Consider the following 25,456-nt stretch of genomic DNA (forward strand, 5'->3'; position numbering starts at 1 on the left):
CCGGTCATTGTCGCGGGGGGTGTGGGGTTGGGCCACGTGTTTCCTGTTGGCCGGGTTTTGGGTTCGGAGCCGGTGCTGGATCGGTGGCCTGTGCTGCCCCGTGCTGCGGAGCCGGTGCTTGATGGGCGCCCTGTGCTGCGGTGGGCCGGGGGTGGCTTTCGCTCGCCCGCGCCGGCGGGGTGCCGCTCGCCCACCCGTGCCGCCCCAGCGGCACGACTGCCCGCAGCTACCCAGGCATGCCGGATGCGGCTGCGCCGCGTGGGCGCGATCAGCCCCCACGAACCCGCAGCCAGGCACGGCGGGTCCGGGTGACGGCGATGTGGCGTGGCTTCGGGGCTCAGCCGGAGGCCAGTGCGTCTCTTCTCGGCTGGATTCCGGAGGGCACCGCTCGGGCTCGGGCCGGGGTGCCTGTCCAGCAGGTGCCGCGGCGGGAGAGGAGGCGGCGGAGCCAGAGTTCGAGGGAGACCAGGTCGGCGAGGCCGTCCAGGGGGAGGGGCTCGCCCGTTGCGGCGGCGCGGACGGCCTTGCGGACGACTCGGGCCTCGACCAGGCCGGCCTCGGCCAGGAGAGGAGTCGAGAAGAGGTCCACCAGGGAGTCCGCGGCTGCGCGCAGCCCCGCGCGCGTGGCCGCCGTGGAGGAGGCGTGGGACGGGGCGCCCCAGCCGGGCGGGAGGTTCGTGACGCCGGCGCCCTCCAGGACCGTACGCAGGACGGCGGAGCGGGCTCCGGGCTGGACGCGCAGCGCCTCGGGGAGGGCGCGGCAGGCGCGGACGACCTGGTTGTCGAGGAAGGGCGCGTGCAGGCGCTGCGAGCGGATCTCGACGGCCTGCTCCAGGACGCGCAGGTCGGCCGCATGGCGGGCCAGGACCGCACGCGCGCGGAACTCGCCGGGGCGCTGGGCGGAGCCGCCGGAGGAGCGGTCCGCCTCCCCCTGGAGCAGAACCGATACTTCAGCCAGTGCCTCTCCCGTCAGCCAGCGTGCCGCCGGCCCCGGTCTCGCCCAGGTCAGCCCGGCGAGGGACGCGCCGACCGCGCCCTTGGGCTCGTCGAAGCGGCGCCGGATCAGCCGCTCGGCGAGCAGCTCCAGGCCCGCCCGGTACGGGGTGCGTGCGAGCCGCCGGGCCGCGCCGTACACGCGCGCGGGGACCATCACCGAGCCGTCGGCCCGGGCGAGCGCGGCGACCGGCCGGACCAGGTGGCGCCGTTTGCGGTCCATCAGGAGGTCGGCGAGCCGGGCGGGGTGGGCGTCCAGGACCTGGCGGGCACCGTGACCGGTGAAGTGGTCGGCACTGCCGGCGGTGAGCCGGGCCCGGTGGCGGGCCGCGGTGACCAGCGAAGGGCCCGGCTCGTCGGTGAGGGGGCCGTCGAGGTCGGCGAACGGCAGGGTCTCCTCGCCGCCGGTCACCACCACGTGGTGCAGGCGCGGGTTGGCCGCGAGGGTTCCCGCGCGCTCCACTTCGGCCTCGCGGCCGCCGACGGCCAGGTCGTTGAAGGTGACGGCGAGCAGCCGCTCCCCCGCGCCCGTGCCGTGCCCGAGCAGCGTGCCGGGCCGGCCGGGCAGTCCCGCGGCCAGCAGCGCCAGCGTGCCGGAGGCCGGTCCGCCGGACAGGTCGGCGCCGATCCCCGGCACCGGCATCCCGCGCGCGGCCCGCCGCTCCGCCGGGCCCATGCCGGGTACCGGCCCGGGGTCCAGGTCGGGTACATGGCGTGGTGCCGACAACCGCGCGCGTACGGCCTCGATGAGTGCGTCCCGTACGCCGTCCAGCGCGCTGTCGGGATCGGCCGGGGGCGCGGCCACGGCGAGGGAGGCGACCGGCTCGTACCCGGCGATCTCGCGTGCCCCGGCGCGCAGCACGAGCGCATGCCCCGGGGGGATGCGCCGCACGCCCTCGTACGGGGTGGTGTCACGCAGGGCGGCCGGCACCTCGGGGGCGGCGAGCAGGGCCGCCAGGTGGCCGAAGTCGAGGTTGGCCTCGATGAGGTCGGCGAGCGGCAGCGCGGCCGTGGCGTAGGCCGTGCCGCCGGCCCATGCAGTGTGGAACACCGGGCGGGCGCCCGCGAGATCGCCGCAGACGGTGATCCGGCGGCCCACCTGGACGACGGCCGTGTAGCTGCCGGACCAGGCGGTCAGATGGCGCAGCGCGCCCCCGCGCGCGGCGAACAGGCCGCGCCGCAGCTCCTCGTCGGTGGCGCCGCAGATACCGAGGACGGCGATCCGGGTCTGCGCGTCGGCCTTCACCACGCGCACCTCGTCCGGGCGCCAGTCGCCCACCGCCCACAGGGGATCGGGGTCGCCCCACAGGAGTTGGGAGCCGACGGGGTGCAGGGTCTCGCCGTCGTATCCGGTGGCACCGGCGGAACCGGCTCCGGCGGCGCCCGCGGCGGTGCTGCTCCAACCCACCAACCACCGCATCGACGCCTCCACAGGCTGTGGACAACTCCTGCACCGTACGAACCGGGTCCCCATGCTGCCATGAAGAACGCGCGGTGGAACGGCAGTGGCGCCGCCTTCGATCGAGGGAAAGTCGAGGGAAAGGCGAGGGACGGCCGAAGGAGAAGGGCGGGGGTGGATGGGTGAACGCCCGTACGATGCACGGCGGGTGGGAGGACGGCCCGAGGCGGGTGCGTCACGAATGCGCCCCCCGAACGCGCCCCGAAAACGCCCTTCGCGCCCTCAAGTCCCATGGTGGGACGGGGATTCACGCATGGAAGCCGGGGTCGATTTTCAGCCAAATCGACGGCGGGCGCGAGAATTTGAGCACGCTCCGTACAGGCCTGCGGAGCGCGCCCCAGCACCGGGACGCGCACAGTCCGGGAGGCGGGACACGCCTCCCGGACCGGTCCGCCACCCGCGGGGATGAAGGTGGCGGTGTCCCCCAGCCCACTGGATCCAGTACAGCGGGCCGACCCACGCATGAGCCATGGAACCGCTCCCCCGATGGCCGGAGAAGAGCGCACGGACGGGCGCACGGCCACACGGGCGGGGGCACGCCGCGACGGCGTGTGCACGGTGCGTACAGGGCCGTACTCCCGTACGGACCACAATCCCGCCATCCGGAACAATGCCCCTTAACGCTTGGGATGCGGCGAACTACGCTGGGTTTACGAATGCCGCATGGTTATGCCAGCGCGGCAGCCGTCTGTGTCGAGGGGTGGCGCATGTCCAGGGAGCAACGCGGGCCGAACGAAAAACTCGGCGCCGTTCTCGCCCTCGCGGGAATCAGCAACGCAGGACTCGCGCGACGCGTCAACGATCTTGGTGCGCAACGCGGGTTGACTCTTCGCTACGACAAGACCTCGGTGGCGCGCTGGGTGTCGAAGGGGATGGTCCCGCAGGGCGCGGCGCCGCACCTCATCGCGGCCGCCATCGGCCAGAAGCTCGGCCGCCCGGTGCCGCTCCACGAGATCGGCCTGGCGGACGCGGATCCCGCACCCGAAGTGGGCCTCGCCTTCCCCAGAGACGTAGGGCAGGCGGTGAAGTCGGCCACCGAGCTGTACCGGCTCGACCTCGCCGGCCGCAGGGCGGGCTCCGGCGGCATCTGGCAGTCGCTCGCGGGGTCGTTCGCAGTGAGCGCATACGCAACGCCTGCCTCACGATGGCTGATAACCCCCGCCGACAGCTCGGTCGCGCGGGAGGCGAACCCTGCCGAGGGCTCCGGCGCACCGATCAAAGTCGGCCACAGCGATGTGCAGAAGCTGCGGGAGGCCGCCGAGGACGCCAGGCGCTGGGACTCCAAGTACGGAGGCGGCGACTGGCGTTCGTCCATGGTGCCGGAGTGCTTAAGGGTGGAGGCGGCGCCGCTGCTGCTCGGCTCGTACTCCGACGAGGTCGGCCGCGCCCTGTTCGGGGCCTCCGCCGAACTCACCCGGCTCGCCGGCTGGATGGCCTTCGACACCGGCCAGCAGGAGGCGGCGCAGCGGTACTACATCCAGGCACTGCGGCTCGCGCGCGCGGCCGCCGACGTTCCCCTCGGGGGCTATGTGCTGGCCTCCATGTCGCTGCAGGCGACGTACCGGGGCTTCGGCGACGAGGGTGTCGATCTGGCGCAGGCAGCCCTGGAGCGCAACCGGGGGCTGGCGACTGCGCGCACCATGAGTTTCTTCCGGCTCATCGAGGCGCGGGCACACGCGCGCGCGGGAGACGCGCAGGCGGCGGGCGCCGCGCTGAAGGCGGCCGAGGGATGGCTGGAGCGGTCCAGGGACGGTGACAACGATCCTTCTTGGCTTGGTTTCTATGGATACGACCGGTTCGCCGCCGATGCGGCGGAGTGCTACCGCGATCTGAAGGCGCCGCGGCAGGTGCGGCGGTTCACCGAGCAGGCCTTGTCGAAGCCCACGGAGGAGTTCGTACGGTCGCACGGGCTGCGGCTGGTGGTCTCCGCTGTCGCCGAGCTGGAGTCGGGGAATCTGGATGCGGCGTGCGAGCAGGGGGTGCGGGCCGTGGAGGTGGCCGGGCGGATCTCTTCTGCTCGGACCACGGAGTATGTGAAGGATCTTCTGCATCGGCTGGAGCCGTATGGGGACGAGCCACGGGTGGCGGAGTTGCGGGAGAGAGCGCGGCCTCTTCTGATGACCACCGCGTAAGCGCTCCGCCGGGGGGGCGGGTTCCTCGCGCCCCTTCCGGGGCGCCGGCGCTTCCCCGCGTTTGAAGGCGCTGTCAGTGGCGCAGTGCACTATCGAGGTGGGAGGTGGTGCAGGTGCGGGACGGTGCGTACGACTGCGACGTGCTGGTGATCGGGGGCGGGATCGTCGGGCTGTCCACGGCGTATGCGATCACGCGGGCCGCGCCGGGTACGCGGGTGACCGTGCTGGAGAAGGAGCCGGGTCCGGCCCGGCACCAGACGGGGCGCAACAGCGGGGTCATCCACAGCGGGATCTACTACCGCCCCGGCTCCCTCAAGGCGCGGTACGCGGTGCGGGGCGCGGCCGAGATGGTGAAGTTCTGCACCGAGTACGGCATCGCGCACGCCGTCACCGGGAAGCTGATCGTCGCCACCGAGCGGGAGGAGCTGCCGCGGCTGCACGCACTCGTCCAGCGCGGCCGGGAGAACGGGATCCCGGTGCGGGAGCTGGGCGCCGCCCAGATCGGCGAGTACGAGCCGGAGGTGCGCGGGCTGGCCGCCATCCACGTCGGTACGACCGGGGTGTGCGACTTCGTGGGCGTCGCCCGGCAGCTGGCACACGCCTCGGGGGCGGAGATCCGGTACGGCGCGCAGGTCGTACGGGTGGACCGGCGCCCGGAGCGGGGCGTGGCCGTACTGACCGCGAGCGGGGATGTCGTCCGCGGGCGGGTGCTGGTGAACTGTGCCGGGCTGTACTGCGACGAGGTGGCACGGCTGACCGGGGACGAGCCCGGGATGCGGATCGTGCCCTTCCGGGGGGAGTACTACGAGCTGGCGCGGCCCGAGCTGGTGCGGGGGCTGGTGTATCCGGTGCCGGATCCGGCGTTCCCGTTCCTCGGGGTGCATCTGACCCGCGGGATCGACGGCGGTGTTCACATCGGGCCCAACGCGGTGCCGGCGCTGGCCCGGGAGGGGTACGGGTGGGGGGTCGTACAGCCCCGGGAACTCGCCGGGACGGTGGCGTGGCCGGGGTCGTGGGTGATCGCCCGGCGGCACTGGCGGTACGGGGCGGGGGAGCTGCGGCGGTCGGTGTCCAAGGGGGCGTTCCTGGAGGCGGTGCGCAGGCTGTTGCCGGTGGTGGAGGAGGGGGATCTGGTGCGGGCCCCTGCCGGGGTGCGGGCGCAGGCGGTGTTGCGGGACGGGACGCTGGTGGACGACTTCCTGATGCGCGAGGGGGTGCGGGCTGTGCATGTGCTCAACGCGCCGTCTCCTGCAGCCACCGCTTCTTTGCCCATCGGCAGGGAGGTGGGGCGGCGGGCCTTGGACATGCTCGGCGCGTTGTGAGGCTCCGTGGGCTGCAAGGGCACCGGCCCGCCCGACTCGGCACACCGAGAAGGCGCCGTAAAATCGGTCGTACTGTGTCTGAGTCTCTGAGCACCCCCGAAGTCCCGCAGCCCGCGGCCGACGCGCCCCACACGCACATCCCCGGCGTGTCCGTCCGGCATACCCGGGGCAAGGGTGAGCCGCGGTTTCCGGATGGGCCCAAGGCCGATCCCGCCGGGTCGCACTTCGAGCGGCGGATCCGGAGTTTCCAGCCGCGGCGGAGCCGGGTCACGGCCGGGCAAGCCGATGCGCTGCAGCGGCTGTGGCCCCAGTGGGGGCTGGACATCGACGGGCAGCAGGTCCTCGATCTCACGGAGATGTTCGGGAACGGCAATCCCGTGGTGCTGGAGATCGGGTTCGGGATGGGGGAGGCCACCGCGCAGATGGCGGCCGGGGACCCGGACACCAACGTCCTCGCTGTGGATGTGCACACGCCGGGGCAGGGAAACCTGCTCAATCTCGCCGACCAGAACGGGCTGTCCAACGTCCGGGTCGGGAACGGGGACGCCATCATCCTGCTCAGGGAGATGCTCCGGCCCGACGCGCTCGACGGGCTGCGCGTGTACTTCCCGGATCCCTGGCCCAAGAAGCGCCACCACAAGCGGCGGCTGATCCAGCCCGAGTTCCTGACGCTGGCCGCGACCCGGCTGAAGCCGGGGGCGATCGTGCACTGCGCGACCGACTGGGAGCCGTACGCCGAGCAGATGCTCGAGGTGCTCACCGCGCATCCTGACTTCGAGAACACCCAGGCCGACGGCGGTTTCGCGCCGCGCCCCGGGTTCCGGCCGCTGACCCGTTTCGAGGGGCAGGGACTGGACAAGGGACATGTGGTGAACGACCTGCTCTTTCGTCGCGTACCGCATCAGGACCGATAGCACCCTGTCACCGTGAGGGTCGATGCCGTGGCCACCAGTCCTCCGTACCCGACCTACTCCCCCGGTCCCGGAAGCGGAGCGCATCCGCACTGGTGGCAGCGTCGGTGGGTGCGCTACGGAGCGCTGACCACGCTGCTGGCGCTGTCGGGGCTGGTCATCCTCGCGCTGGTGCGCCGGCAGACCGGCACCGAGGGCTTCCTGGTCGGGCTCGGGCTCGCCGTCCTGCCCGTGCCCTGGCTCATAGCCGCCTTCCGCTGGCTGGACCGGGTCGAACCGGGCCCCTGGCGGAACCTGATCTTCGCGTTCGCCTGGGGAGCCTGCGCGGCGGCGCTGATCGCCATCGTCGCCAACAGCTTCGCGACGAGATGGATCGCCACGGCGACCGCCGACCCCACCAGTGCCGACACCCTCGGGGCGACCGTGATAGCGCCCGTCGTGGAGGAGTCCGCCAAGGCCGCGGCCGTGCTGCTGGTCTTCCTCTTCCGCAGACGGGACTTCTCCGGGCTCGTCGACGGTGTCGTGATAGCCGGGGTCACCGCCACCGGGTTCGCGTTCACCGAGAACATCCTCTACCTGGGCACAGCCTTCGGGACCGACCAGATCACCGGCGACCGCGGCATCGCCTCCGTCACCGCCGCCACCTTCTTCGTGCGCATCGTGATGTCCCCGTTCGCGCACCCCCTGTTCACCGTGCTCACCGGCATCGGCTTCGGCCTGGCCGCGCTCTCGGCGGAACGGCAGCACGCCCGGCGCGTGCTGCTCCCGCTCGGCGGACTGCTGCTCGCGATGAGCATGCACGCCTTCTGGAACGGCTCCTCGACCTTCGGCGAGTTCGGGTTCTTCGCCGTCTACGGCGCCTTCATGGTGCCCGCCTTCGGGCTGCTGACCTGGCTCGCGATCTGGACGCGGCAGCGGGAGCTGCGGACCGTGCGGGAGGAGCTGCCGGCGTATGTGTACGCCGGGTGGCTGGGGCCGGCCGAGCCGTTCGTGCTCGGGTCGATGCGGGCGCGGCGGACGGCCCGGGACCACGCCCGGCAACACCTCGGGGGGCGGCCGGCGGCGCGGGCGGTCGCGCAGTACGAGGCGTACGCGACCTCGCTGGCGTTCCTGCGGCACCGGGGGCGGCGCGGGCGGGCCGGGGCGGACTTCGTCGTACGGGAGCGGGAGCTGCTGGCCGAGCTGTGGCAGCGGAAGGGTGTCGCCCGGCCTGCACTGGAGTACGCAGCCCGGGCATCTGCTCCAGCACCGGTGTTCTGGGCGCCGTACGGATATCCGGCGGCGCCCCACCCTGCGTACAACCCGTACCGGTCGTAGCAGACGTCAGGCGGAAGCCCGGGTCAAGCGGTCCAGTTCCTCCTGGGTGAGCCGCAGCTCCGCCACCCCCAGCAGCGCCGGAAGCTGCTCCACCGTCCGGGCCGAGGCGATCGGGGCCGTCACCGTCGGCCGGGCGGCCAGCCAGGCGAGGGCGACCGTGGGGACGGGGGCCTCGTGGGCGGTGGCGATCTCGTCCAGGGCCGTGAGGACCTTCTGGCCGCGCTCGGAGTCGAGGTACTGCGCGGCCCGGCCGGCGCGGGCGCTCTCCACCGTCGTACCGGGGCGGTACTTGCCGGTGAGGAAGCCGGCGGCGAGGGCGAAGTACGGGACCGCCGCGAGGCCCTCGCGGGCGGCAAGGTCCTGCAGCGGGCCCTCGTAGGTGTCGCGGGAGACCAGGTTGTAGTGGGGCTGGAGGGCGACATAGCGGGCCAGACCCTCGCGGTCGGAGTGGGCGAGGGAGGCCTGGAGGCGCTCCGGGGTGATGTTGGAGGCGGCGATGTGCCGGACCTTGCCCGCCTTCACCAGCTCGTCCAGCGCGCCGATGATCTCCTCGACCGGCACCTCGGGCTTGTCGAAGTGGGTGTAGTAGAGGTCGATGTAGTCGGTGTCCAGGCGGCGCAGCGAGGCGTCCGCGGCGGCCTTGATGTTGGCCGCGGACAGGCCCGGGTACTCCGGGTGCTGGCTGACCTTGGTGGCGATGACGACGTCGGAGCGGTTGCCGCGGGCCTTGACCCACTTGCCGATGATGGTCTCGGACTCACCGCCCTTGTGGCCTTCGATCCACGCCGTGTAGGAGTCCGCGGTGTCGACGAAGTTGCCGCCGGCGGCCGTGTAGGCGTCGAGGACGGCGAAGGAGGTCTTCTCGTCCGCGGTCCAGCCGAAGACGTTGCCGCCGAGGGCGAGCGGGAAGACCTCGAGGTCGGAGGTGCCGAGTGTGCGCAGCGAAGTCATGCCTTATGTCAACAGCCGAAGCGGTCGATCCGATTCCGCCTCGCCGCGCACAGGCTCCGACTCGCCGCGCACAGACCGGACAAACGTTCCGTCAGGGGTTGAGGCCCTTGCCGCGCAGCCAGGCCATCGGGTCGATGCCGCTGGACTGGCCGCCGGGGTGGACCTCCAGGTGGAGGTGCGGCCCGGTGACGTTGCCGGTGGCGCCGACGCGGCCGATGACGTCGCCGGTGCTGACCTTCTGGCCGACGGAGACGCTGATCGAGGACTGGTGGCAGAACCACAGCTCGGTGCCGTCGTCGAGGGTGAGGATCGTGCGGTAGCCGTAGGAGCCGGCCCAGCCCGCCTCGGTGATCGTGCCGCTGTGGATGGCCTTGATGAGCGTGCCGGTGGGGGCCGCGAAGTCGAGGCCGGTGTGGTAGCCGGAGGACCACATCGAGCCGGCCTGGCCGAAGGTCGAGGTGATCGTGTACGAGGAGGTCGGCAGCGTGTACTGCTTGGCCAGCGCGGCCAGCCGCTCCTCCTCGGCCTTCTTCCTGGCCGCGGCCTCCGCCTCCTTCTTGGCGGCGGCGGCCTTGGCTGCGGCTTCCTTCTGCGCCTTGGCGGCCGCGTCGGCGGCCTGCTTCTCGGCGGCGGCTGCCGCTGCCGCTGCGGCCTTGCTGTCGGCCTTGCTCTGCTGCTGCTCGGCCTGGGCCATGATCCGGTTGCGCAGGGCCTCGCCCGCGTCGGAGCTGTCCTCGTCGCTGTCGGCGGAGGTCGTACCGACGTCGCTCAGCGAGGCCGCGGTGGCCTTGGGCGCGTCGGAGGACGAGGAGGAGTCGTCGAAGAGGGAGCCGACGGAGGGCAGGTCGGGCATGGAGATGGACACCGGCGGCTTGCCGGTGTTGGCGCTGGCCATGCCGCCCGCGCCGACGGCGGCGATGACACCGACTCCGAGGACGGTGGAGCTGCGGGCGAGGCCGCCGCGCTGCTTGGCGACGCGGTGCCGACCGCGGACCGGCCGTATGGACTCCTCGGTGGGGTTCCACTCCTCCCAGGTGCCCTCGTCGGTGCGCTGGGCGCCGAAGTAACCGAAGGTCTCGGTCTCGGTCGGCATGAACGGGGCTTCGGGGGCAGGCCGGTTGGACGCCACGCGGGCGTACTCCTTTCCTTCCTCCGCCTACCGGGTTAGCTGACGGGTTCGGAGCAGGAAGGTCTCCTACGCGCGTATACCGGCCGTGGACTCAGGCAGTTCACGACGGCATCCGCGCGATTCACCCCAAGGTGGTGGTTCCCCGGTTCCCTTGCGGGATTCGGCGCGTGCGCACGGAGCCGCCTCTTGTGACGGCTGGGACGACCGCGCTGCGTTATCGAACGTTAATAGACCCGCGTGTCAGATTCCAAGCCGTTCAGCTTGATCATTAACTATTTCCGGGCGGGACGTACGGGTTACGACCGGTGTAAATCGGGCGAGTTGGTCGACGCTCAGGAGTCTCCGCGTTTTTGATGGTGACTCAGCTGTTATGCGGAGGGGTGCCGTCCGATCACCATCGGTGACATCGGTCAGGGCTGACCGACTGTGGCATACGCCACTCGCCGTCTCGCCGAGGGGGCGCGGCAGGAAAACACTCAGGGCCGGGATCCATGACTGGATCCCGGCCCTGAGCCTTCAGTAGCGGGGACAGGATTTGAACCTGCGACCTCTGGGTTATGAGCCCAGCGAGCTACCGAGCTGCTCCACCCCGCGTCGTTGTGTCTCAAGAGTACCCCATGGCCAGACCACAAAGCACACGGGATTCCGTGAGGTGCTGCTCAGGGCAGCAGGTGGGCGTTCGGCTCCTTCGCCAGGGCCTCGTACTCGGGCAGCACCACGGCCGCCACGCCCGCGCTCTGCAGCACCCCGGTCCCGTCGGCCGCCGTCACGAACGTGTCCGGCTCGCGCCAGGCCGTGACCACGCGTCGTACGCCCGCCCGCAGGATCAGCTCGGCGCAGGGGGCGGGGCGGGAGGCGCGCCGGGAGCAGGGCTCCAGGCTGCTGTAGACGGTGGCGCCGGGCAGGCGCGGATCGGCGGGGTCGATCTTCGCGAGGGCCGCCTCCTCCGCGTGCACGACGGGGTCGTCGCCCTCGCGCGAGTGGCCGCGGGCCAGCTCCGTGCCGTCGGCGGCGACCACCACCGCGCCGACGCTGAAGGCCGTCCGCGAGGGCGGGCACAGGGCGGCCAGGTCGCAGGCGGTGCGCAGCCAGTGGCGGTCGGCGGCGACGGGCTCCGGGCCGGTGCCGGGTGCGGTGGGCTCGTAGCGCATGAGGACGACGTCCTCGATCCGGCGGGTCTCGACGAGGCGCAGCCGGCCGCCCTGGTACGGCCCCGGGCCGAACAGGCGCGGGGCCGCCGGGTCGCCGACGAACAGCGGGGCGAGGACCAGCTGGAGTTCGTCGGCGAGGCCCTGCTGGAGGAGCTGGGTGTGGACCGTGCCGCCGCCCTCGACCATCAGGCGCCGCACCCCGCGCACGTCGTGCAGGTGCTCCAGCAGGGCGCGCCAGTCGAGGTCGGGGCCGAGGGAGACCACGTCGGCGGTCCGGCCGAGGACACGGGAGGCCTGCTCGGCGCCCTTGTCGGTCGTGTACACGAGCTTCTCGCCGCCGGTGTGCCAGAAGTTGGCGGCCGGGTCGAGGTCACCGGTGGCGGTGACGGTGACCTTCAGCGGGTATGCGGTCCTGTGGTCGGCGACCCGGGCCGCGCGGCGCTCGGCCGAGTTCACCAGCAGGCGCGGGTTGTCGGCGCGGATGGTGCCGGCGCCGATCAGGATCGCGTCGACCGAGGCCCGTACCTCGTCGACCCGGTCGAAGTCGGCCGGGCTGGACAGCAGGAGCCGGTCGGGGCCGGTGTCGTCCAGGTACCCGTCGAGGGAGACGGCGGCGGACAGCAGGACGTACGGGTACGGCATCGGCGCGGTCTCCCCTGCGGCAGGCTGATCTTGGTTCAAGTTTGAAACAAACTTACACTGGTGGCATGACGACCCGCTGGCTCACTCCGGAGGAGCAGCGCGCCTGGCGCGCGTACCTCGCCGCCGCCCGGCTCCTGGACGACGCGATCGACCGGAACCTCCAGCAGGACGCCGGCATGCCGCACCTGTTCTACTCCGTCCTGGCCAACCTCTCCGAGGCGCCCGACCGGCGGCTGCGCATGACCGACCTCGCGGAGAGCCTGAAGATCACCCGCAGTCGGCTGACCTACGCGGTGACCAGGCTGGAGCGGGACGGGCTGGTGCGACGCGAGAACTGCAGCTGGGACAAGCGGAGCAGCATCGCGGCGCTGACCGACGAGGGGATGGCCGTCCTGGAGCGTACGGCGCCCGGGCACGTCGAGACCGTGCGCGCCACCCTGTTCGACCGGCTCACGCCGGAGCAGGTGAGGCAGCTGGAGGAGATCTTCACGGGCGTCGCCCGCGGGTTGCAGGGCGACGGTGCCCAGGCCGGGGCGGACGAGGTCCCCTGGCGGCGCCGGTCGTCCTGTTCCGGCTCCTGAGTCACACCCGGCACGCGGAAAGTAATTGCTTTAAGTTTGAAACATGAGGTAGGGTCCCCTTCGAACCACTGCTTCAAAACTGAAGCAACAGCTTCGGAGGGACCCGCATGCCCGACACCCCCGCCGCCACACAGCGCGCCCGCGTCCGGGTACCGCTGCACTTCCACGACGGCTACCGCGTCGACGCCGAACTCGTCACCTTCCACGGCCTGGCCGACGACCAGGAGCACGTGGCCGTCGTGCTCGGCGAGCCCGGTCCCGTTCCGCTGGTACGGCTGCACTCCGAGTGCCTGACCGGGGACGTCTTCGGCTCCGCCCGCTGCGACTGCGGTCCCCAGCTGCGCGAGGCGGTGGAGCGGATCGCCGAGCGCGGGGGCGTCCTGCTCTACCTCCGCCAGGAGGGGCGCGGCATCGGCCTGTACAACAAGCTCGACGCCTACGCCCTCCAGGACCAGGGCCTCGACACCTACGAGGCGAACGCCGCGCTCGGCCTCCCGGAGGACGCCCGCGACTACACGGCCGCCGCGCAGATGCTGCGCGCCCTCGGCATCGGGGAGCTGGACCTCCTCTCCAACAACCCCGACAAGGCGGAGCAGCTGCGCTCGCTCGGCGTCGTCGTACGGGACCGGGTGCCGACCGGTGTCTTCACCACGGCCCACAACGTCCGTTACCTGCGCGCGAAGGTCCTGCAGACCCAGCACACGCTGCCGCTCGCGGAGTTGAGCGAGCTGCACGCGGGCTGACGTCACGGCCGACGGCGGCCCGGGAGGCCGAGGGCGGGGAGCAGAGCCAGGGCGAGGAGCGTCGCCGCCACCGCGTACGTGACGCGGAAGCCGGCCGGATCCTGGCCCGCCGCACCCAGCACCACCGAGATCACCGCGGTCCCCACCGATGCCCACAGCTGGGAGTTGATGCTCAGGGCCGTGCTCGCCGCGGCCATCCGCTCCGGGGGCAGGTCCCGGGTCGCGGTCGTCATCGTCGGCATCAGCACCATGCCGATGCCGGCCCCCATGACCATGGCCGAGACGACGATCCGCCAGGGCGCGACCTGGGCCACCCCGGACTGCCAGCCCACCGACGCCATTCCGAGGGCGGCCAGCGCGATCCCGGCCGGGACGAACCGGCGCGGTGCCGCCCTGTCGATCAGCCGCGCCGCGAACTGCATCGCCGTACCGACGACGAGGCCGGCCGGTGCGCCCAGTAGCCCGGCATCCGTCGCGCTCAGCCCCCGCTGCTGCTGCCAGTACAGCGGCCCGAGCAGCATCGAGCCGAAGTAGCCGCAGGTGAACAGGGCGAGCGTGCCGATGCCGGCGGCGAACGTACGGTCGCGCAGCAGACGCAGGTCCAGCAGCGGGGCGCGGACCGTGAGCGCCCGGCGCACGAAACCGGCCACGAGGGCGGCGCCCGCGAGCGTGGGCAGGAGGGCGCCGGGCGCCGTGAAGTCGCCGCGCTCGCCGCCGCGCGCGAGGCCGTAGAGGAGCAGGGCGAGGCCGGGCGAGAGCATCAGCAGCCCGGGGACGTCCAGGCGGGCGGCGCTCGTCCGGTCCGGCACGTCCCTGGGCAGCAGCCAGAGCGCGAGCGTCAGGGCGAGGAGGCCCACCGGCAGGTTGACCAGGAAGATCCAGTGCCATGAGGCCGCGTCGAGCAGCCGGCCGCCCAGCACCGGACCGGCGACCGGCCCGACCAGGATGGGCAGCCCGCCCACGGCCATGGCGCGGCCGAGCCGGTCCCGGTCGGCGACGCGCATCACCATCGTCATGCCGACCGGCTGCAGCAGCCCGCCGCCCAGCCCCTGGACCGCACGGAAGGCGATCAGGCTGCCCGCGTCCCAGGCGCAGGCGGCGAGCAGGGAGCCGAGCGTGAACAGGGCGAGCGCGGTCAGATAGGTGCGCCTGGCGCCGATCCGGGCCATCGCCCAGGCGGCGGTGGGAACGACCGCGGCGAGTGCGAGCGTGTAGGCGGTGGCGGTCCACTGGATGGTCTCCAGCGGGGCCGAGAAGGACTCCGAGAGGCGGCGCAGCGCGACATTGACGATCGTCATGTCGAGCACCGACATCATGGAGCCGATGACGACGACGGCCACGGTCCGGTGCAGCGCGGTGGACATGACCGGCACCGGGCGGGCCGGTGCCTCGACGGACTCGGTGGTACGCATCCGGCCGGCCCGCCCTCAGGCCGCGTAGGGACGGTCGGCGCGGGCGACCCGCAACGCCCTTCCCCACCAGGCGAGTTGGCCGAGCATGCCCTTGGCGGCGCCCGCGCACACGGCCGCGTCACGCGGCTCCCCGTCCTCGCCGAGGCCGGACCACGGCCCGTGCAGGCTGACCGAGTCCCGCACGGTCACCGCGTGCAGTTCGGCGAAGACCAGCCGGAGCTGCTCGACCGCACGGAGGCCGCCGCCGAGGCCGCCGTACGACACGAAGCCGACCGGCTTGGCCTGCCACTGGGCGTGGTGCCAGTCGATGAGGTTCTTCAGGGCCGCCGGGAAGCTGTGGTTGTACTCGGGCGTGACGACGACGAACGCGTCCGCGGCGGCAAGCCGGGGCGAGACGTCCTCCAGCGCGGCGACGGCCTCGGGGCTCGGCCTGCCGCCCCAGCCGGGCATCGCCAGCGGCAGCTCCACCTCGGCGAGGTCGACGACGTCGAGGTCCAGGCCCTCGTCGGCGGCGGCGGTGCCGAGGAACCACTCGGTGACGGCCCGGCCCTGCCGGCCCTCGCGGACACTGCCGACGATCACGGCGACACGGAGCGGGACTTCGGTGCGTTCGGACACAGGGATCCCCCATTTCGGGCTCACGGCGACTTGGGCCGCCCGGTGCGGCCGTCGCCTCTCCAGCAAAGTACAACGCTCGTTGTAAAAATTACAACGAGCGTTGCAAGTCGGGTAGAGTGCTGGTCAAGGAGGGAGCCGGAGTGGGCGAAACCAACGAGAGCCGGACGGCACGGGCGCGGCGCGAGGTCTCACCGCGCAAGCTGGAGAAGCAGATCGCCATCGCGAGCGCGTCCTGCACGCTCTTCGGCCGTGAGGGCTACACACGTGCCTCGGTCGACGCGCTGGCCGCCGAGGCCGGCGTCTCCACGCGCACGCTCTACAACCACTTCCCCGGCGGCAAGGCGCAGCTCTTCGAGACGGTGGTGACGTGGACCTCCAGCGAGGTCCGGGACGCCCAACTGGCCCGCCTCAACGCCGTCCTGGACCCGGAGCGCCCCCCGCACCCCGACGACCTGGAACGCGACCTCGTGGCCCTCGCCCGCGCCTTCGTCGGCCTGATGGCGGACTACCCCAACCACTTCGCCCTGGTCCGCCACATCCACGCCGAGGCCGACCATGTGCCGGGGGAGGTCCTGAAGGCCTGGCACGAAGCGGGCCCGGAACCGGTCGGCCGAGCCCTCACCGAGGCGATGGCCCGCCTGGCCGAGGCCGGCCTGCTCGACGTACACGGCGATCCGGCCCTGACGGCCGGCCACTTCACGGCCCTGACCTCGCACACCCTCGTCCAGTCCACCCACTACGGCGTCCTGCCCCTGCCCGAGCAGGAGACCGACCGCCTGATCACGGGCGGGGTGGCGGCGTTCCTGCGGGCGTACCGGGCGGGCTGAGCGGCTCCGAAGGTCCCGGCCTCTGATGCCGGACCGTTCACTCACGCGTGGCGTGCCCCGGACGTGCACCGCCATGGGCATCATGGGCCTCGGGGCCAAGGCGCACATCGCGGAACATCGTGGAAAGGGCAGCCGATGAGGTCACCGTCGCTCCCCTTGATCGCCGTCCCGGCCCGCTTCGCCGAGCGGACCTCCTGTCTGCGGTTCGCCGCCGAGGTCACTGCGCGAGCGCTGGTGGAGGCCGTCTACCGGGCGGGCGGTGAGCCGGTCACCGTGCATCCCGCGGAGCCCGCCGACGCTGCCGCCCGGCTCGCCCGGTTCGACGGCGTTCTGCTTCCCGGCGGCGGGGACCTCGCCCCCCACCTCTACGGCGAGGAACGCACCGGCGCGCTGGACGACGACCTGGAACAGGACGCCTTCGATCTGGCCGTCGCCCGGCACTGCCTGGAAACCGGGCTTCCGATGCTCGCCGTCTGCCGCGGGCTGCACGTGGTCAACACCGTGCTCGGCGGGACCCTGGACCAGGACATGGGCGGTCCTGGGGGTGATCACCGCTCCACGCACCGGGTGGTGCCGGCTCCCGGCTCGCTGCTCGCGCGGGCGACCGGCGCAGAGAAGATGGACGTTTCCTGCTACCACCATCAGCGCGTGGCCCGGCTGGGGGCGGGGCTGACCGTCACCGCACGCGCGGGCGACGGGACCGTCGAGGCGTTCGAGAGGTCCGGCGCGCCCGGATGGATGGTGGCGGTGCAGTGGCATCCCGAGGACACGGAACGGCGGGATCCGGCGCAGCAGGCCCTGTTCCGGGCTCTGGTGCAGGCCGCTCGCGGTCACGTCTGAGGTACTTCGTTCATCTGAGGTACTTCGTTCATCTGAGGTACTTCGTTCATCTGAGGTACTTCTTTCATCTGAGGTACTTCGTTCAGGTGAGCCGGCTGTCGTCGCCGCGCGGCTCGGCGCGGGACCGGCCGGTCCCGGGGGCGGAGGCCGTGACCCGGCCCGGTGCCCCGGCGCGCAGGGCGCTCCGGCGCGTGCTCAGCACTCCCGCGGCCACCGCGACCACGGTGACCAGCAGCGTCAGGGCCAGTGAGCGTCGGGTCTCCGTGTGCAGCGCCATGCCTGCGACCATGGCGAGCAGCACCACCAGAACGAGGACGTCGAGGTAGGGGTACCACCACATGCGCACGGTGAGCCGCTCGGAGCACTCCCGCTCCAGCCGGGCCCGGGCCCGCAGATGGGTGACGGTGACGCTGAGGTAGATCACCATGGCGAGGGAACCGGAGGAGCTCAGGAGGAACTCCAGTACGGCTCCGGTGGGCACGAAGTAGTTGGCCACCACGGTGCCGAGCCCGACGCTCGATGCCAGCAGCACGGCGGCGACCGGCGACCCGTTGGGCGCCGTACCGCCCAGGATCCGGGGGGGCCTCGCCCCGGCGGGCCAGGCTGTAGAGCATGCGCGAGGAGGTGTAGAGGCCAGAGTTCAGACAGGAGAGCACTGCCGTCAGCAGGACCGCGTTCATGACCGTCGCCGCGTACGGGATGCCGATGGTGTCCAGGACGGCGACGAAGGGGCTCCTGGTCACCTTCGCGGCGTTCCAGGGCAGCAGGGTGACGATGACGGCCAGCGCGCCGACGTAGAACAGCAGGATGCGCCAGATCACGCTGCGGATCCCGGCACGGACCGCGTCGGCCGGGCGCTGCGCCTCACCGGCTGCGATGGTGATGGCCTCGGTGCCGAAGTACGAGAACACGACGACCAGCGAAGCCTGCAGGACGGGGACCCAGCCGTTCGGGGCGAACCCACCACGGCCGGTGAGATTCGTCAGCCCGGGGGCCGGCCGCTGGGGCAGCAGCCCCAGGATGACGGCCACCCCAGCAGCAGGAATGCCACGATGGCCACCACCTTGACCATGGCGAACCAGACCTCGAAGGTGCCGAAGGACTCCACGCGGCAGAAGTTCACGGCCATGAGCGCGCTCAGCACGGCCAGGGCGGCGAGCCACGTCGGCACGGCGGGTATGAACTGGTGGACGAGGAAACCGGACGTGACCGCCTCGAACCCGATGACCACACACCAGTAGTAGGCGTACAGCCAGCCGATCGAGAGACCGGCCCAGGGGCCCAGCTCGCGGCCCGCGTAGGTGGAGAACGACCCCGTCTCGGGTTGCGCCACTGATAATTCCCCGAGCATGCGCATGACTAATACGACCAGGACCCCGACCCCCGCGTAGGCGATGATCACCGCTGGGCCCGCCTGACGGACGGCCTTGCCGCTGCCGACGAACAGCCCCGCGCCGATGACGCCGCCGATGGCGATCATGGTCATCTGCCGGGTGCCGAGGGCACTGCGCAGCGGGGCGGGGCCGGCCTCGTGGGAGTGAGTCTTCACGCAGCCTCCTGGTCCGGTGATGGGGTCGACCGGGTCGAGCCGACGGTCAGTCGCCGGCGAGGTCACGCAGGGGGCGAAGAGCGGTGTAGGCGTCCGTGATCAGCGCGATGTGCTGGTCGATACCCGAGGCCGGGGCACGGCTGCCGCTCACCGTCACATGGGTCGCCCCGGCTCTTTTCCAACGGTAGCCCGCGTCCCACCAGGCGTCGCGGTGAGTGAGATGCGCGAGCAGGCGCGCCTCGACGCCGAACGCCGACGGCTCCCGCCCGGCCAGCTCAACCCGCCGCAGCAGGTCGGCGATGAGCCGGGCGCCCTGGTCCGGCCATTTCCCGAGGGAGGCGATCATCGTGAAACCGTCGGCGAGCCGGGAGATGCGGCGCAGCGCCCGCTCGGGCGGTACGCCCCGGGAACGGACCGTGCCGCCGCCCATCCACACCGGGACCGCGCGCCGCGGGCGAGGGGACAGGGCCGCTTGGGTCAGCCGGACATGCCGCCCGGCGACATCGACCGTGTCCTGCGTCCAGAGCATCCGCATGGCCCGGACCTGCTCCTCGAACAGCTCGCCGCGCAGCCGCGGCTCCACCCCCAGCGCCCGTATCTCACCGGTGTGCCAGCCGACGGCCACGCCCAGCCGCAGCCGCTCCCCGCTGAGCAGGTCGATCTCTGCGGCCTGCTTGGCCGCCAGGGCCGCCGGCCGCACCGGCAGCAGCAGCATCGAACTCGCCAGTTCCAGACGCGAGGTGATCCCGCTCAGGAAACCGAGCAGTGTGAACATCTCGTACGAGCCCTCGGCCGGCGCTGTCCGGTCGGACGAGACGATCCGTTCGGGTATGCACAGATGGTCGTAGCCGATCTCCTCCGCGGCCTGCGCGAAGGCCCGGATCTCGCCGGGGTCGGCGCGGTGCGGCAGATCGCACCCCAGACGCATCGCGGTCTCCCCCCTGTTCCACGAACCTGTTCCACGGACCTGTTCCAACGATCGACGGGTCACTTGCGGAAGACGGTCTGGTCGACCGCCGTGACACGGATGGAGCGAGGACGCTCCGCCGGCAGCAGCACGGTCTTCAGCGCATGCCGGATGACCCCCTCGGTTTCCAGGCGGGGGTCGGTCACCGTGACGTCGAGGTCCAGGGCCACGTCGCCGTCGTCCGCCAAGGACAGGACCGGCGCACAGTGCACGACGCCGGGGACCGTGTGCACCGCCTGGCGCACCGTCTGCAGGGACACCTTCTCGCCGCGCACCACGACGAAATCGGACACCCGGCCCTGGAAGTACAGATACCCGTCGTCGATGCGGAAGAGATCCGCCGTGGCGACCGTTCCCGGCGCCACCAGGGTGCGGCGGGGCGAGCGATCCGTCTCGCCGATCTTGGCGAGCAGCACGGTGTCGGAGGCCACCAGCAGTTCGCCCGTGCCGTCCGCACCGAGGGGCGGGCGCAGGGCGGCGCGCACACCGGGCAGCGGGCGGCCGACGGAGGCGAACCGGTGCGCCGGCTCCGCGTGCGCGGCGAGGGTGGAGACTCTCGGCCCGGCCTCGGTCAGGCCGTAGGTGACGTACAGCTCCCCGCCCGGCCTCCGGCGCAGCAGGGCGGCCACCGCGTCCGCGTCGAGGTGGTCGCCGCCCACCGTCAGCGCCCGCAGCCCCTTGGGCATGTCGTCGGGCAGGGCCAGCAGGCGGCGCACCAGCGACGGGGTGACCGAGGAGTGGGTGACGTCGTGCCGCCGCAGTGCCGCCGCATAGGAGGACGGAGTGAAGGGAGGTCCCGCCACCACCAGCCGCGCTCCCGTGAGGTACGCCGCGAGCACCTGCGCGACCAGGGCGTAGGAGTAGTACGGCGGCAGGCTCACGAGCACGGTGTCGGAGCCGGTCAGTCCCACGGAGACGGCGTGACGGTGTGCGTTGCGCAGCAGGGAGTCGACCCGGTGCAGGCAGGCGCTGAACATGCCGGACGTGCCGGAGGTCGCGATCAGCACCTCGCCGGAGCGGTGCCGTGGCGTCCCGCCGTCCAGCACGACGGCCTGGGCCGCGCCCACACGATGGACGCCGCGGGCACCGTAGAGCCCGGGTTCGACGCGGGGGCCCACCACCGCGGCCGCTTCGAAGCGGTGGGCCAGCCCACGGACCCTGGCCGAGGGGGTCGCCGGTGCCATGGCGAGCGGCACCAGCCCCGCGAGCAGCGTGGAGAGGTACACCTGGACCATGGCCAGGGAGCCGCTCATCGCGACGATGACCACGCTGCCCGGCGCCAGGCCGAGGCCGGCCAGGTCGCCGAGCGTGTCGTCGAGCGGGGGCAGGCCGGGCGAGGGGCGGACATCGGCGCAGCGGTCGAGCCAGGCGGCGACGCGTGCCCCGTCCAGCTGGTGACCCGCGTCGCCGGGGGAGGCGGCGTGCCGCGTCATGCGCGCTCCTTCGCGAGCGTCGGGCGGTCCCCGGTTCCGGCCAGCAGGGCCCGGGCGGAAGGGGCGGCGGCCTCGGGCTCCGGCGTGCCGGGGCGGCCCAGGACGACACCGCGAGCCTCGTGCCTGCCGTCCCGGACGGCGTGCGCGGCGCAGACGACGTAACGGGCGTGGCCGGAGCGCAGCCAGTGGTCCGCGACGGTGAGCGCGATGTCCGCGGCGGCGGACGGCGGCATCGCCAGGACGAGCGAGGGCCCCCGGAACGTCCAGCGCAGGCACGGCAGGCCCGCGAGCAGACTGGGGTTGGCCCCGGCGAACCGCAGCGGTGAGACCCGCGAGCGCGCGGCCGTACGGGCGATCCCCGCCATCGTGGGCGCCGTGCCGTTCTCGCTCACGGCGATGACACCGACCTCGTCGTGCGCGCGCAGGACGTCCTGCTGCACGGCGCCCGCCGCCTCCAGCGTCCGCCCGACCGCGGCGGTCAGCAGCCAGGCGACGGGATCGGCGTAGAACGAGGGCCGGTCGTCCGCGCACTGCCGCGGGTCGTCCACGGTCAGCTCGGCCGTGCCGAGGACGGCGGCGGTGGGTGCCGGGCATGGGGTACGGCTGCCGCCCGCCGCCGTCATGAAGTCCCGCCTTCCATGTCCCCTTCCACGTCCCCTTCTTCGGCCCCTTCTTCCTCGGCCTCTTCTTCCTCGGCCTCTTCTTCCTCGGCCCCTTCTTCCTTGTCCGGCGCGGTGAACAGCAGGCAGGTGTCGAACCCCCCGAAGCCGAGGGTGAGGCTGATGGCCGCGTCTCCCGCGTGCTCCCCGGGGGAGTCGACGGCGAACCGGAGAGGCGCGTCGGCGGGTGGTGAGCCGAGGCCGGCGAGCGGCGGCACCTTTCCCCGCCCGAGCGCGAGCACCGTCGCCACCGCCTCGATGGCGCCGGTCGCACCGAGGCTGTGCCCCAGGGCGCCCTTGGTGCCGAACAGCAGGGGCCCGGGAGCCTCCTCGGCGAAGATCCGGGCCAGCGCGTGGGCCTCCGCCTCGTCACCGCGTGGTGTGCCGGTGCCGTGCACACAGACCGCGCCGATCCGCCCGGTGCCGACGCCCGCCTCGGCCAGACAGCGGCGCACGCAGGCCACGACGCTGTGACCGGACGGATCGGGCGCGGTCAGGGCGAACGCGTCGTTGGCGGCTCCCGTGCCGCTCAGCGTGGCATGGATCCGGGCGCCCCGGGCGCGGGCCGAGGCGGGATGCTCCAGGACGAGAAAGGCGGCGCCCTCCCCGAGCACCATGCCGTCGTGGTCGCGGTCGAAGGCGCGCAGGCCGGTGCGGCTCATCGTGCCGAGCGCCGAGTGCCCCAGCCGCTTGGCTTCGGAGACCACGTCGGCACCGCCCGCCACGCAGACGCGGCTCACGCCGGAACGGATGAGGGCGTGGGCGACGCCCAGGCTGTCCGATCCGGCGGAACAGGCCGTCGTCACGCACACCGGGCGGCCGGGGTGACCGATGCTCCGCGCCGCGTGCTCCGCCCAGGCCGACAGCGCTCCGGCTCCGGGAGCGTCGAGGTGTCCGCCGTAGCTGGTCCCCGTCACCAGGGTCACGCCCGGGTCGTCGGTGGCCAGGCCCGCGTCGGCGAACGCGGCACGCAGGGTCCGTACGGCGAGTTCCCGCTGCCGCTGTTCGGGCTCCGCGTCGTACGGCACGGACGGTACGACGGCTGCCAGCGTCCCGCGCAACCGGTGCGGCGAGGCCAGTGGGGCGACGGCGGTCTCCCCCGCGCACAGCCGGTCCCAGACCTCGTCCAGCCCGTCGCCGAGCGGCGTCGTCCAGGCCATTCCGGTGATCACCGGGAGGCCGGCCGGCGCGCTCACCACAGCTGTTCCCCCATCGTGTCCAGCCTGGCCCGGCTCATCGTGCCGCGGAAGGAGGCGACGGACCGCCCGTCGACGGTCACCGAGGACGAGAAGAGGAACACATGGCCGCGGAGGCTGTCGGCGCGCACGTCGAAGACGACCAGGTCCCCGGGCACCACGACGCTCCTGAACCGTGCCTTGACCGAGCCGACCAGCGTGACCTCGTCGTCGCGCAGGGGCGGTGCGCTCAGCTGGTAGAGGATCACACCCGACTGGGCGAACGCCTGCATCAGGTGGCTGCCGGGCAGGAACACGCCGGGGAACAGGTCGCGTTCGGGAAGGTGCCCGACCATCACGTCGAGCTGGCTGGAGACGGCCATCAGGCTCTTGAGGAACACGCCCGGTTCGTGATCGACGACGCGGTCGATGAAGAGCCGTGGGTGGCGGCCCCGCACCAGCTCCTTGATGGCGGAGGTGCCCAGGGCCCGCTCGGTGCGTTTCTCGCTCGTGCTCTCACTCATGGGTGGCGATTCCTTTCAGAGCGAGCCGTCGGCCGCGTGGCAGAGGGACCGCCCGCCCCGCGACCAGGCCCACGGAGGCGAAGGTGAGAGTCCCGGAAGCCAGCCGCGTCAGGGCGCCGTCGTGCTCCTCCCGGGACAGGTCCACGGCGACGCGGAACCGGGCGCCGCCGACGTGGGCCACACGAGCGTGACCCACGATCAGATCGCGGTAGACGGCGCTGCGGGCGTAGGAGACGTGCAGGTCGGTGACCACCAGCCGGACGCCGGCCTCCTCGAAGGCGGTCAGCCCCGCCCCGTGCGCTTCGAGGAACTCCAGGCCGGCCGTCTCCAGCAGCGAGGTGAAGCGGGAGAAGTGGACGATGCCCGTGGCGTCCGTGTCGACGTGCTCGACCCGCGTGCGGTACGGGCCGCCCGCCGGGCCGGCAGGCCGGGACGCGTCGGTGCACGGGGTCGGGGTCATGTGTCCGCCAGGAAGGACTGGGTGCCGGCCCGCAGCCTGTCCACGATCTCGTCGGCCTGCTCCGGTGTGGTGACCAGCGCCGGGGCCAGCCGGAGGGTCGGGTGCACATACCGCCGGCCGGTCCGGCGGCCGGCTCCCGCCATGAACTCGACGTAGACGCCCGCCCCGATCAGGTGCTCGCGCAGGGCCCGGAGCCGCGCGGCGGCCGGCCCGGTGAGCTCGACGCCGTTCATCGCGCCGACGCCCCGGACCTCGTGGTACGTCTCCGGGAACCGCTCGACGAGTTCGGCGGTGAGCCGCCGTCGCAGCCGGGCGCCGAGGTCCCGGGCGCCCTCGACCAGCCCGTGCCGCACCAGATGGCCGAGCCCGTCCCCGATCACGGCGCAGGTCAGGGGGCGCAGGTCGGAGGTGGCGACGGCGCCGGAGCTGCGCACCCCCAGCTCCCGCCGGGCGATGACCATGGAGGTGGAGAGGGCACCCATGCCCAGGTACTTGCCGATCACCGTGATGTCCGTCGGCACGGGACCGTCGTCGTACATGGCGAAGAACCGCCCGGTCCGGGCGAAGGTGAGGACCTCGTCGGCGACGAGCAGCGCGCCCCGCGTGGCGCACAGCTCCGACAGACGCCTGAGATATCCGGCCGGCGGGACCAGGATGCCGGCGTCCCCCTGGACGGGCTCCGCGAACACGGCGAGGAGCCGGTCGCCCCGGTCGGCGAAGTACTCCTCCAGGGCCTGTACGTCGCCGAAGGGGATGTGCTGCACGCCGATGCCGTACGACTGCTGGGGCTCGGGAACCGGCAGCCCGACACGGAAGTGACGGCGGTTCAGCAGCGGTACCAGGCCGTCGGTCCAGCCGTGCCATGCCCCGGTGAAGGCGAGGATCGTGTCGCGTCGCTCCCCGCCCTGGCGAAGGCGGAGCCGACGGGCGTCGAAGCGCGACTCCAGGACCAGCCGGAGCGCGAGTTCCAGGCCCTCCGAGCCCGAGTTGCGGCCGCTGACGTGGTAGTCGCCGGGCGGGAAGTGCGCCCGCCACAGGCCCTCCGGGCCGAAGAGCCGGTCGAGGAGCAGGGCGCGCTCCAGCGAGCCGACCTCGTCGGTGGCATGGCCGAGGCCGGCCCCGCGGCTCAGCGCCCCCCGCACGACCTCGTGGCCGACGCCCAGCGGGGCGCTGGCGTAGCCGCCGCTCGCGTCGAGCAGCCGCAGTTCCCGGCCGGTGCGGCCCGCACGGAGGTCCACGGCGTCGATCTCGATGCCGTGGCCGGCGACGAAGGCGAACGGCAGCCGGCTGTGGCCGTAGTGGCTGAGGTGGGTCGCCCGGGACGCCAGAAGGCGCTGGACGTCGGCTTCGGCGAGGTGTGTGCGTGGTGCGGCGGCCGGCACGGAGCCGTGCGTCATTCCCCGGCGCCCCTCTCCCGCCGTAGCCGCTCCACGAGGGAGACGACTGCGCCCAGCGTCTCGAACTGCTCGAAGTCGTCGTCGTCGATGGCGACGCCGAACATCTCCTCGCACTGCACCCGCAGTTCCACGAAGCCGACCGAGTCGAGGCCGTAGTGGTCACGGAGGCTGTCCACCGGCTGCATCTTCTCGGCCGGCACTTCGACCTGCAGTTCCGAGGCGAGGATCCCTTTGACGCCCCGCAGTACGTCCATGCGTCGTTCC

Annotated in this window: 23 protein-coding genes, 1 tRNA gene, 1 pseudogene and 1 riboswitch; of the genes and pseudogenes, 8 read left to right on the forward strand and 17 right to left on the reverse strand. The window is 72.6% G+C overall.

Annotated elements, in window-relative coordinates:
* Nucleotides 1-337 precede the first annotated feature (337 nt).
* Complete coding sequence (locus ACZ5DS_RS26500) at nt 338-2,413, reverse strand: asparagine synthase-related protein (protein WP_468243041.1); 2,076 nt, start codon at nt 2,411-2,413, stop codon at nt 338-340.
* Between the two features lie 746 nt (nt 2,414-3,159).
* Between ACZ5DS_RS26500 and ACZ5DS_RS26505 the strand changes: the two genes are divergently transcribed.
* The 4 genes from ACZ5DS_RS26505 to ACZ5DS_RS26520 all read left to right on the forward strand — a co-directional run bounded on the left by ACZ5DS_RS26505 (nt 3,160) and on the right by ACZ5DS_RS26520 (nt 8,134).
* The gene (locus tag ACZ5DS_RS26505) at nt 3,160-4,584 is read left to right on the forward strand and encodes an MFS transporter (protein ID WP_468243043.1); all 1,425 of its coding nucleotides are present in this window, start codon (nt 3,160-3,162) and stop codon (nt 4,582-4,584) included.
* Between the two features lie 104 nt (nt 4,585-4,688).
* Nucleotides 4,689-5,906, forward strand: coding sequence for an L-2-hydroxyglutarate oxidase (gene lhgO / locus ACZ5DS_RS26510; RefSeq protein WP_468243045.1), 1,218 nt, complete (start codon nt 4,689-4,691; stop codon nt 5,904-5,906).
* Between the two features lie 74 nt (nt 5,907-5,980).
* Nucleotides 5,981-6,820 carry a tRNA (guanosine(46)-N7)-methyltransferase TrmB gene (gene trmB / locus ACZ5DS_RS26515; RefSeq protein ID WP_468243047.1) on the forward strand — a complete coding sequence of 280 codons (840 nt, stop codon included), beginning with the start codon at nt 5,981-5,983 and terminating at the stop codon, nt 6,818-6,820.
* A gap of 27 nt (nt 6,821-6,847) precedes the next feature.
* Nucleotides 6,848-8,134 carry a PrsW family intramembrane metalloprotease gene (locus tag ACZ5DS_RS26520; RefSeq protein WP_468243777.1) on the forward strand — a complete coding sequence of 429 codons (1,287 nt, stop codon included), beginning with the start codon at nt 6,848-6,850 and terminating at the stop codon, nt 8,132-8,134.
* A gap of 6 nt (nt 8,135-8,140) precedes the next feature.
* Here the strand turns inward: ACZ5DS_RS26520 and ACZ5DS_RS26525 are convergent, their stop codons facing one another.
* The 4 genes from ACZ5DS_RS26525 to ACZ5DS_RS26540 all read right to left on the reverse strand — a co-directional run bounded on the left by ACZ5DS_RS26525 (nt 8,141) and on the right by ACZ5DS_RS26540 (nt 12,007).
* Nucleotides 8,141-9,085, reverse strand: a complete 945-nt coding sequence (locus ACZ5DS_RS26525; protein WP_468243049.1) for an aldo/keto reductase — start codon at nt 9,083-9,085, stop codon at nt 8,141-8,143.
* A 91-nt stretch (nt 9,086-9,176) separates the two neighbouring features.
* Nucleotides 9,177-10,214, reverse strand: a complete 1,038-nt coding sequence (locus ACZ5DS_RS26530) for a M23 family metallopeptidase (RefSeq protein WP_468243051.1) — start codon at nt 10,212-10,214, stop codon at nt 9,177-9,179.
* A gap of 9 nt (nt 10,215-10,223) precedes the next feature.
* Nucleotides 10,224-10,390, reverse strand: a riboswitch (cyclic di-AMP (ydaO/yuaA leader).
* A gap of 344 nt (nt 10,391-10,734) precedes the next feature.
* A tRNA-Met gene (locus ACZ5DS_RS26535) sits at nt 10,735-10,808 on the reverse strand.
* Between the two features lie 65 nt (nt 10,809-10,873).
* Nucleotides 10,874-12,007: a dihydrofolate reductase family protein gene (locus tag ACZ5DS_RS26540; RefSeq protein WP_468243053.1), complete on the reverse strand. Its 1,134-nt coding sequence runs from the start codon at nt 12,005-12,007 to the stop codon at nt 10,874-10,876.
* A gap of 65 nt (nt 12,008-12,072) precedes the next feature.
* Between ACZ5DS_RS26540 and ACZ5DS_RS26545 the strand changes: the two genes are divergently transcribed.
* Nucleotides 12,073-12,588 carry a MarR family winged helix-turn-helix transcriptional regulator gene (locus ACZ5DS_RS26545; RefSeq protein ID WP_468243056.1) on the forward strand — a complete coding sequence of 172 codons (516 nt, stop codon included), beginning with the start codon at nt 12,073-12,075 and terminating at the stop codon, nt 12,586-12,588.
* A gap of 107 nt (nt 12,589-12,695) precedes the next feature.
* Entirely contained in the window at nt 12,696-13,331 is a 636-nt protein-coding gene (locus ACZ5DS_RS26550) for a GTP cyclohydrolase II (RefSeq protein ID WP_468243058.1), read from the forward strand.
* 2 nt (nt 13,332-13,333) lie between these two features.
* Here ACZ5DS_RS26550 and ACZ5DS_RS26555 read toward each other — a convergent pair whose 3' ends face one another.
* Both ACZ5DS_RS26555 and ACZ5DS_RS26560 read right to left on the reverse strand, forming a co-directional pair.
* Nucleotides 13,334-14,743 (reverse strand): DHA2 family efflux MFS transporter permease subunit, encoded by a 1,410-nt coding sequence (locus ACZ5DS_RS26555; protein ID WP_468243060.1) that lies wholly within the window; start codon nt 14,741-14,743, stop codon nt 13,334-13,336.
* A 15-nt stretch (nt 14,744-14,758) separates the two neighbouring features.
* Nucleotides 14,759-15,361: an NADPH-dependent FMN reductase gene (locus tag ACZ5DS_RS26560; RefSeq protein WP_468243063.1), complete on the reverse strand. Its 603-nt coding sequence runs from the start codon at nt 15,359-15,361 to the stop codon at nt 14,759-14,761.
* 140 nt (nt 15,362-15,501) lie between these two features.
* Here ACZ5DS_RS26560 and ACZ5DS_RS26565 point away from each other — a divergent pair, with 140 nt between their 5' ends.
* Nucleotides 15,502-16,188 carry a TetR/AcrR family transcriptional regulator gene (locus ACZ5DS_RS26565; protein ID WP_468243065.1) on the forward strand — a complete coding sequence of 229 codons (687 nt, stop codon included), beginning with the start codon at nt 15,502-15,504 and terminating at the stop codon, nt 16,186-16,188.
* A 135-nt stretch (nt 16,189-16,323) separates the two neighbouring features.
* On the forward strand, nt 16,324-17,028 hold the full coding sequence (locus ACZ5DS_RS26570; protein WP_468243067.1) for a gamma-glutamyl-gamma-aminobutyrate hydrolase family protein: 705 nt from the start codon (nt 16,324-16,326) through the stop codon (nt 17,026-17,028).
* Between the two features lie 82 nt (nt 17,029-17,110).
* Here the strand turns inward: ACZ5DS_RS26570 and ACZ5DS_RS26575 are convergent.
* The 10 genes and pseudogenes from ACZ5DS_RS26575 to ACZ5DS_RS26620 form a co-directional block, all read right to left on the reverse strand.
* Nucleotides 17,111-18,059: pseudogene (locus ACZ5DS_RS26575) on the reverse strand (amino acid permease).
* Entirely contained in the window at nt 18,011-18,577 is a 567-nt protein-coding gene (locus ACZ5DS_RS26580) for an amino acid permease (RefSeq protein WP_468243069.1), read from the reverse strand. Before ACZ5DS_RS26580 ends, ACZ5DS_RS26575 begins: the two are co-directional and overlap by 49 nt.
* A 46-nt stretch (nt 18,578-18,623) precedes the next feature.
* On the reverse strand, nt 18,624-19,505 hold the full coding sequence (locus tag ACZ5DS_RS26585; protein ID WP_468243072.1) for a TIGR03619 family F420-dependent LLM class oxidoreductase: 882 nt from the start codon (nt 19,503-19,505) through the stop codon (nt 18,624-18,626).
* A 59-nt stretch (nt 19,506-19,564) separates the two neighbouring features.
* Nucleotides 19,565-20,977 (reverse strand): class I adenylate-forming enzyme family protein, encoded by a 1,413-nt coding sequence (locus tag ACZ5DS_RS26590; RefSeq protein ID WP_468243074.1) that lies wholly within the window; start codon nt 20,975-20,977, stop codon nt 19,565-19,567.
* Nucleotides 20,974-21,600, reverse strand: a complete 627-nt coding sequence (locus ACZ5DS_RS26595) for a polyketide synthase (protein WP_468243076.1) — start codon at nt 21,598-21,600, stop codon at nt 20,974-20,976. Before ACZ5DS_RS26595 ends, ACZ5DS_RS26590 begins: the two co-directional genes overlap by 4 nt.
* Nucleotides 21,597-22,832 carry a beta-ketoacyl-[acyl-carrier-protein] synthase family protein gene (locus tag ACZ5DS_RS26600; protein WP_468243079.1) on the reverse strand — a complete coding sequence of 412 codons (1,236 nt, stop codon included), beginning with the start codon at nt 22,830-22,832 and terminating at the stop codon, nt 21,597-21,599. Before ACZ5DS_RS26600 ends, ACZ5DS_RS26595 begins: the two co-directional genes overlap by 4 nt.
* Nucleotides 22,829-23,335 (reverse strand): 3-hydroxyacyl-ACP dehydratase FabZ family protein, encoded by a 507-nt coding sequence (locus ACZ5DS_RS26605; protein ID WP_468243081.1) that lies wholly within the window; start codon nt 23,333-23,335, stop codon nt 22,829-22,831. The genes ACZ5DS_RS26600 and ACZ5DS_RS26605 overlap by 4 nt, the downstream gene beginning before the upstream one ends.
* Nucleotides 23,328-23,795 carry an acyl-CoA thioesterase gene (locus ACZ5DS_RS26610; RefSeq protein WP_468243083.1) on the reverse strand — a complete coding sequence of 156 codons (468 nt, stop codon included), beginning with the start codon at nt 23,793-23,795 and terminating at the stop codon, nt 23,328-23,330. Before ACZ5DS_RS26610 ends, ACZ5DS_RS26605 begins: the two co-directional genes overlap by 8 nt.
* Nucleotides 23,792-25,192, reverse strand: a complete 1,401-nt coding sequence (locus ACZ5DS_RS26615) for an aminotransferase class III-fold pyridoxal phosphate-dependent enzyme (RefSeq protein ID WP_468243086.1) — start codon at nt 25,190-25,192, stop codon at nt 23,792-23,794. The genes ACZ5DS_RS26610 and ACZ5DS_RS26615 overlap by 4 nt, the downstream gene beginning before the upstream one ends.
* Complete coding sequence (locus ACZ5DS_RS26620; RefSeq protein ID WP_468243088.1) at nt 25,189-25,446, reverse strand: acyl carrier protein; 258 nt, start codon at nt 25,444-25,446, stop codon at nt 25,189-25,191. The genes ACZ5DS_RS26615 and ACZ5DS_RS26620 overlap by 4 nt, the downstream gene beginning before the upstream one ends.
* Nucleotides 25,447-25,456: the final 10 nt, after the last annotated feature.

The organism is Streptomyces sp. NPDC031100 (genome assembly GCF_055570785.1).

Bases quoted from the DNA above. Each gene is read 5' to 3' on its own strand.
- ACZ5DS_RS26500 (WP_468243041.1), bottom strand. From the start codon at position 2,413: ATGCGGTGGTTGGTGGGTTGGAGCAGCACCGCCGCGGGCGCCGCCGGA.
- ACZ5DS_RS26505 (WP_468243043.1), top strand. From the start codon at position 3,160: ATGTCCAGGGAGCAACGCGGGCCGAACGAAAAACTCGGCGCCGTTCTC.
- ACZ5DS_RS26525 (WP_468243049.1), bottom strand. From the start codon at position 9,085: ATGACTTCGCTGCGCACACTCGGCACCTCCGACCTCGAGGTCTTCCCG.
- ACZ5DS_RS26540 (WP_468243053.1), bottom strand. From the start codon at position 12,007: ATGCCGTACCCGTACGTCCTGCTGTCCGCCGCCGTCTCCCTCGACGGG.
- ACZ5DS_RS26545 (WP_468243056.1), top strand. From the start codon at position 12,073: ATGACGACCCGCTGGCTCACTCCGGAGGAGCAGCGCGCCTGGCGCGCG.
- ACZ5DS_RS26550 (WP_468243058.1), top strand. From the start codon at position 12,696: ATGCCCGACACCCCCGCCGCCACACAGCGCGCCCGCGTCCGGGTACCG.
- ACZ5DS_RS26555 (WP_468243060.1), bottom strand. From the start codon at position 14,743: ATGCGTACCACCGAGTCCGTCGAGGCACCGGCCCGCCCGGTGCCGGTC.
- ACZ5DS_RS26570 (WP_468243067.1), top strand. From the start codon at position 16,324: ATGAGGTCACCGTCGCTCCCCTTGATCGCCGTCCCGGCCCGCTTCGCC.
- ACZ5DS_RS26585 (WP_468243072.1), bottom strand. From the start codon at position 19,505: ATGCGTCTGGGGTGCGATCTGCCGCACCGCGCCGACCCCGGCGAGATC.
- ACZ5DS_RS26590 (WP_468243074.1), bottom strand. From the start codon at position 20,977: ATGACGCGGCACGCCGCCTCCCCCGGCGACGCGGGTCACCAGCTGGAC.
- ACZ5DS_RS26595 (WP_468243076.1), bottom strand. From the start codon at position 21,600: ATGACGGCGGCGGGCGGCAGCCGTACCCCATGCCCGGCACCCACCGCC.
- ACZ5DS_RS26605 (WP_468243081.1), bottom strand. From the start codon at position 23,335: ATGAGTGAGAGCACGAGCGAGAAACGCACCGAGCGGGCCCTGGGCACC.
- ACZ5DS_RS26610 (WP_468243083.1), bottom strand. From the start codon at position 23,795: ATGACCCCGACCCCGTGCACCGACGCGTCCCGGCCTGCCGGCCCGGCG.
- ACZ5DS_RS26615 (WP_468243086.1), bottom strand. From the start codon at position 25,192: ATGACGCACGGCTCCGTGCCGGCCGCCGCACCACGCACACACCTCGCC.
- ACZ5DS_RS26620 (WP_468243088.1), bottom strand. From the start codon at position 25,446: ATGGACGTACTGCGGGGCGTCAAAGGGATCCTCGCCTCGGAACTGCAG.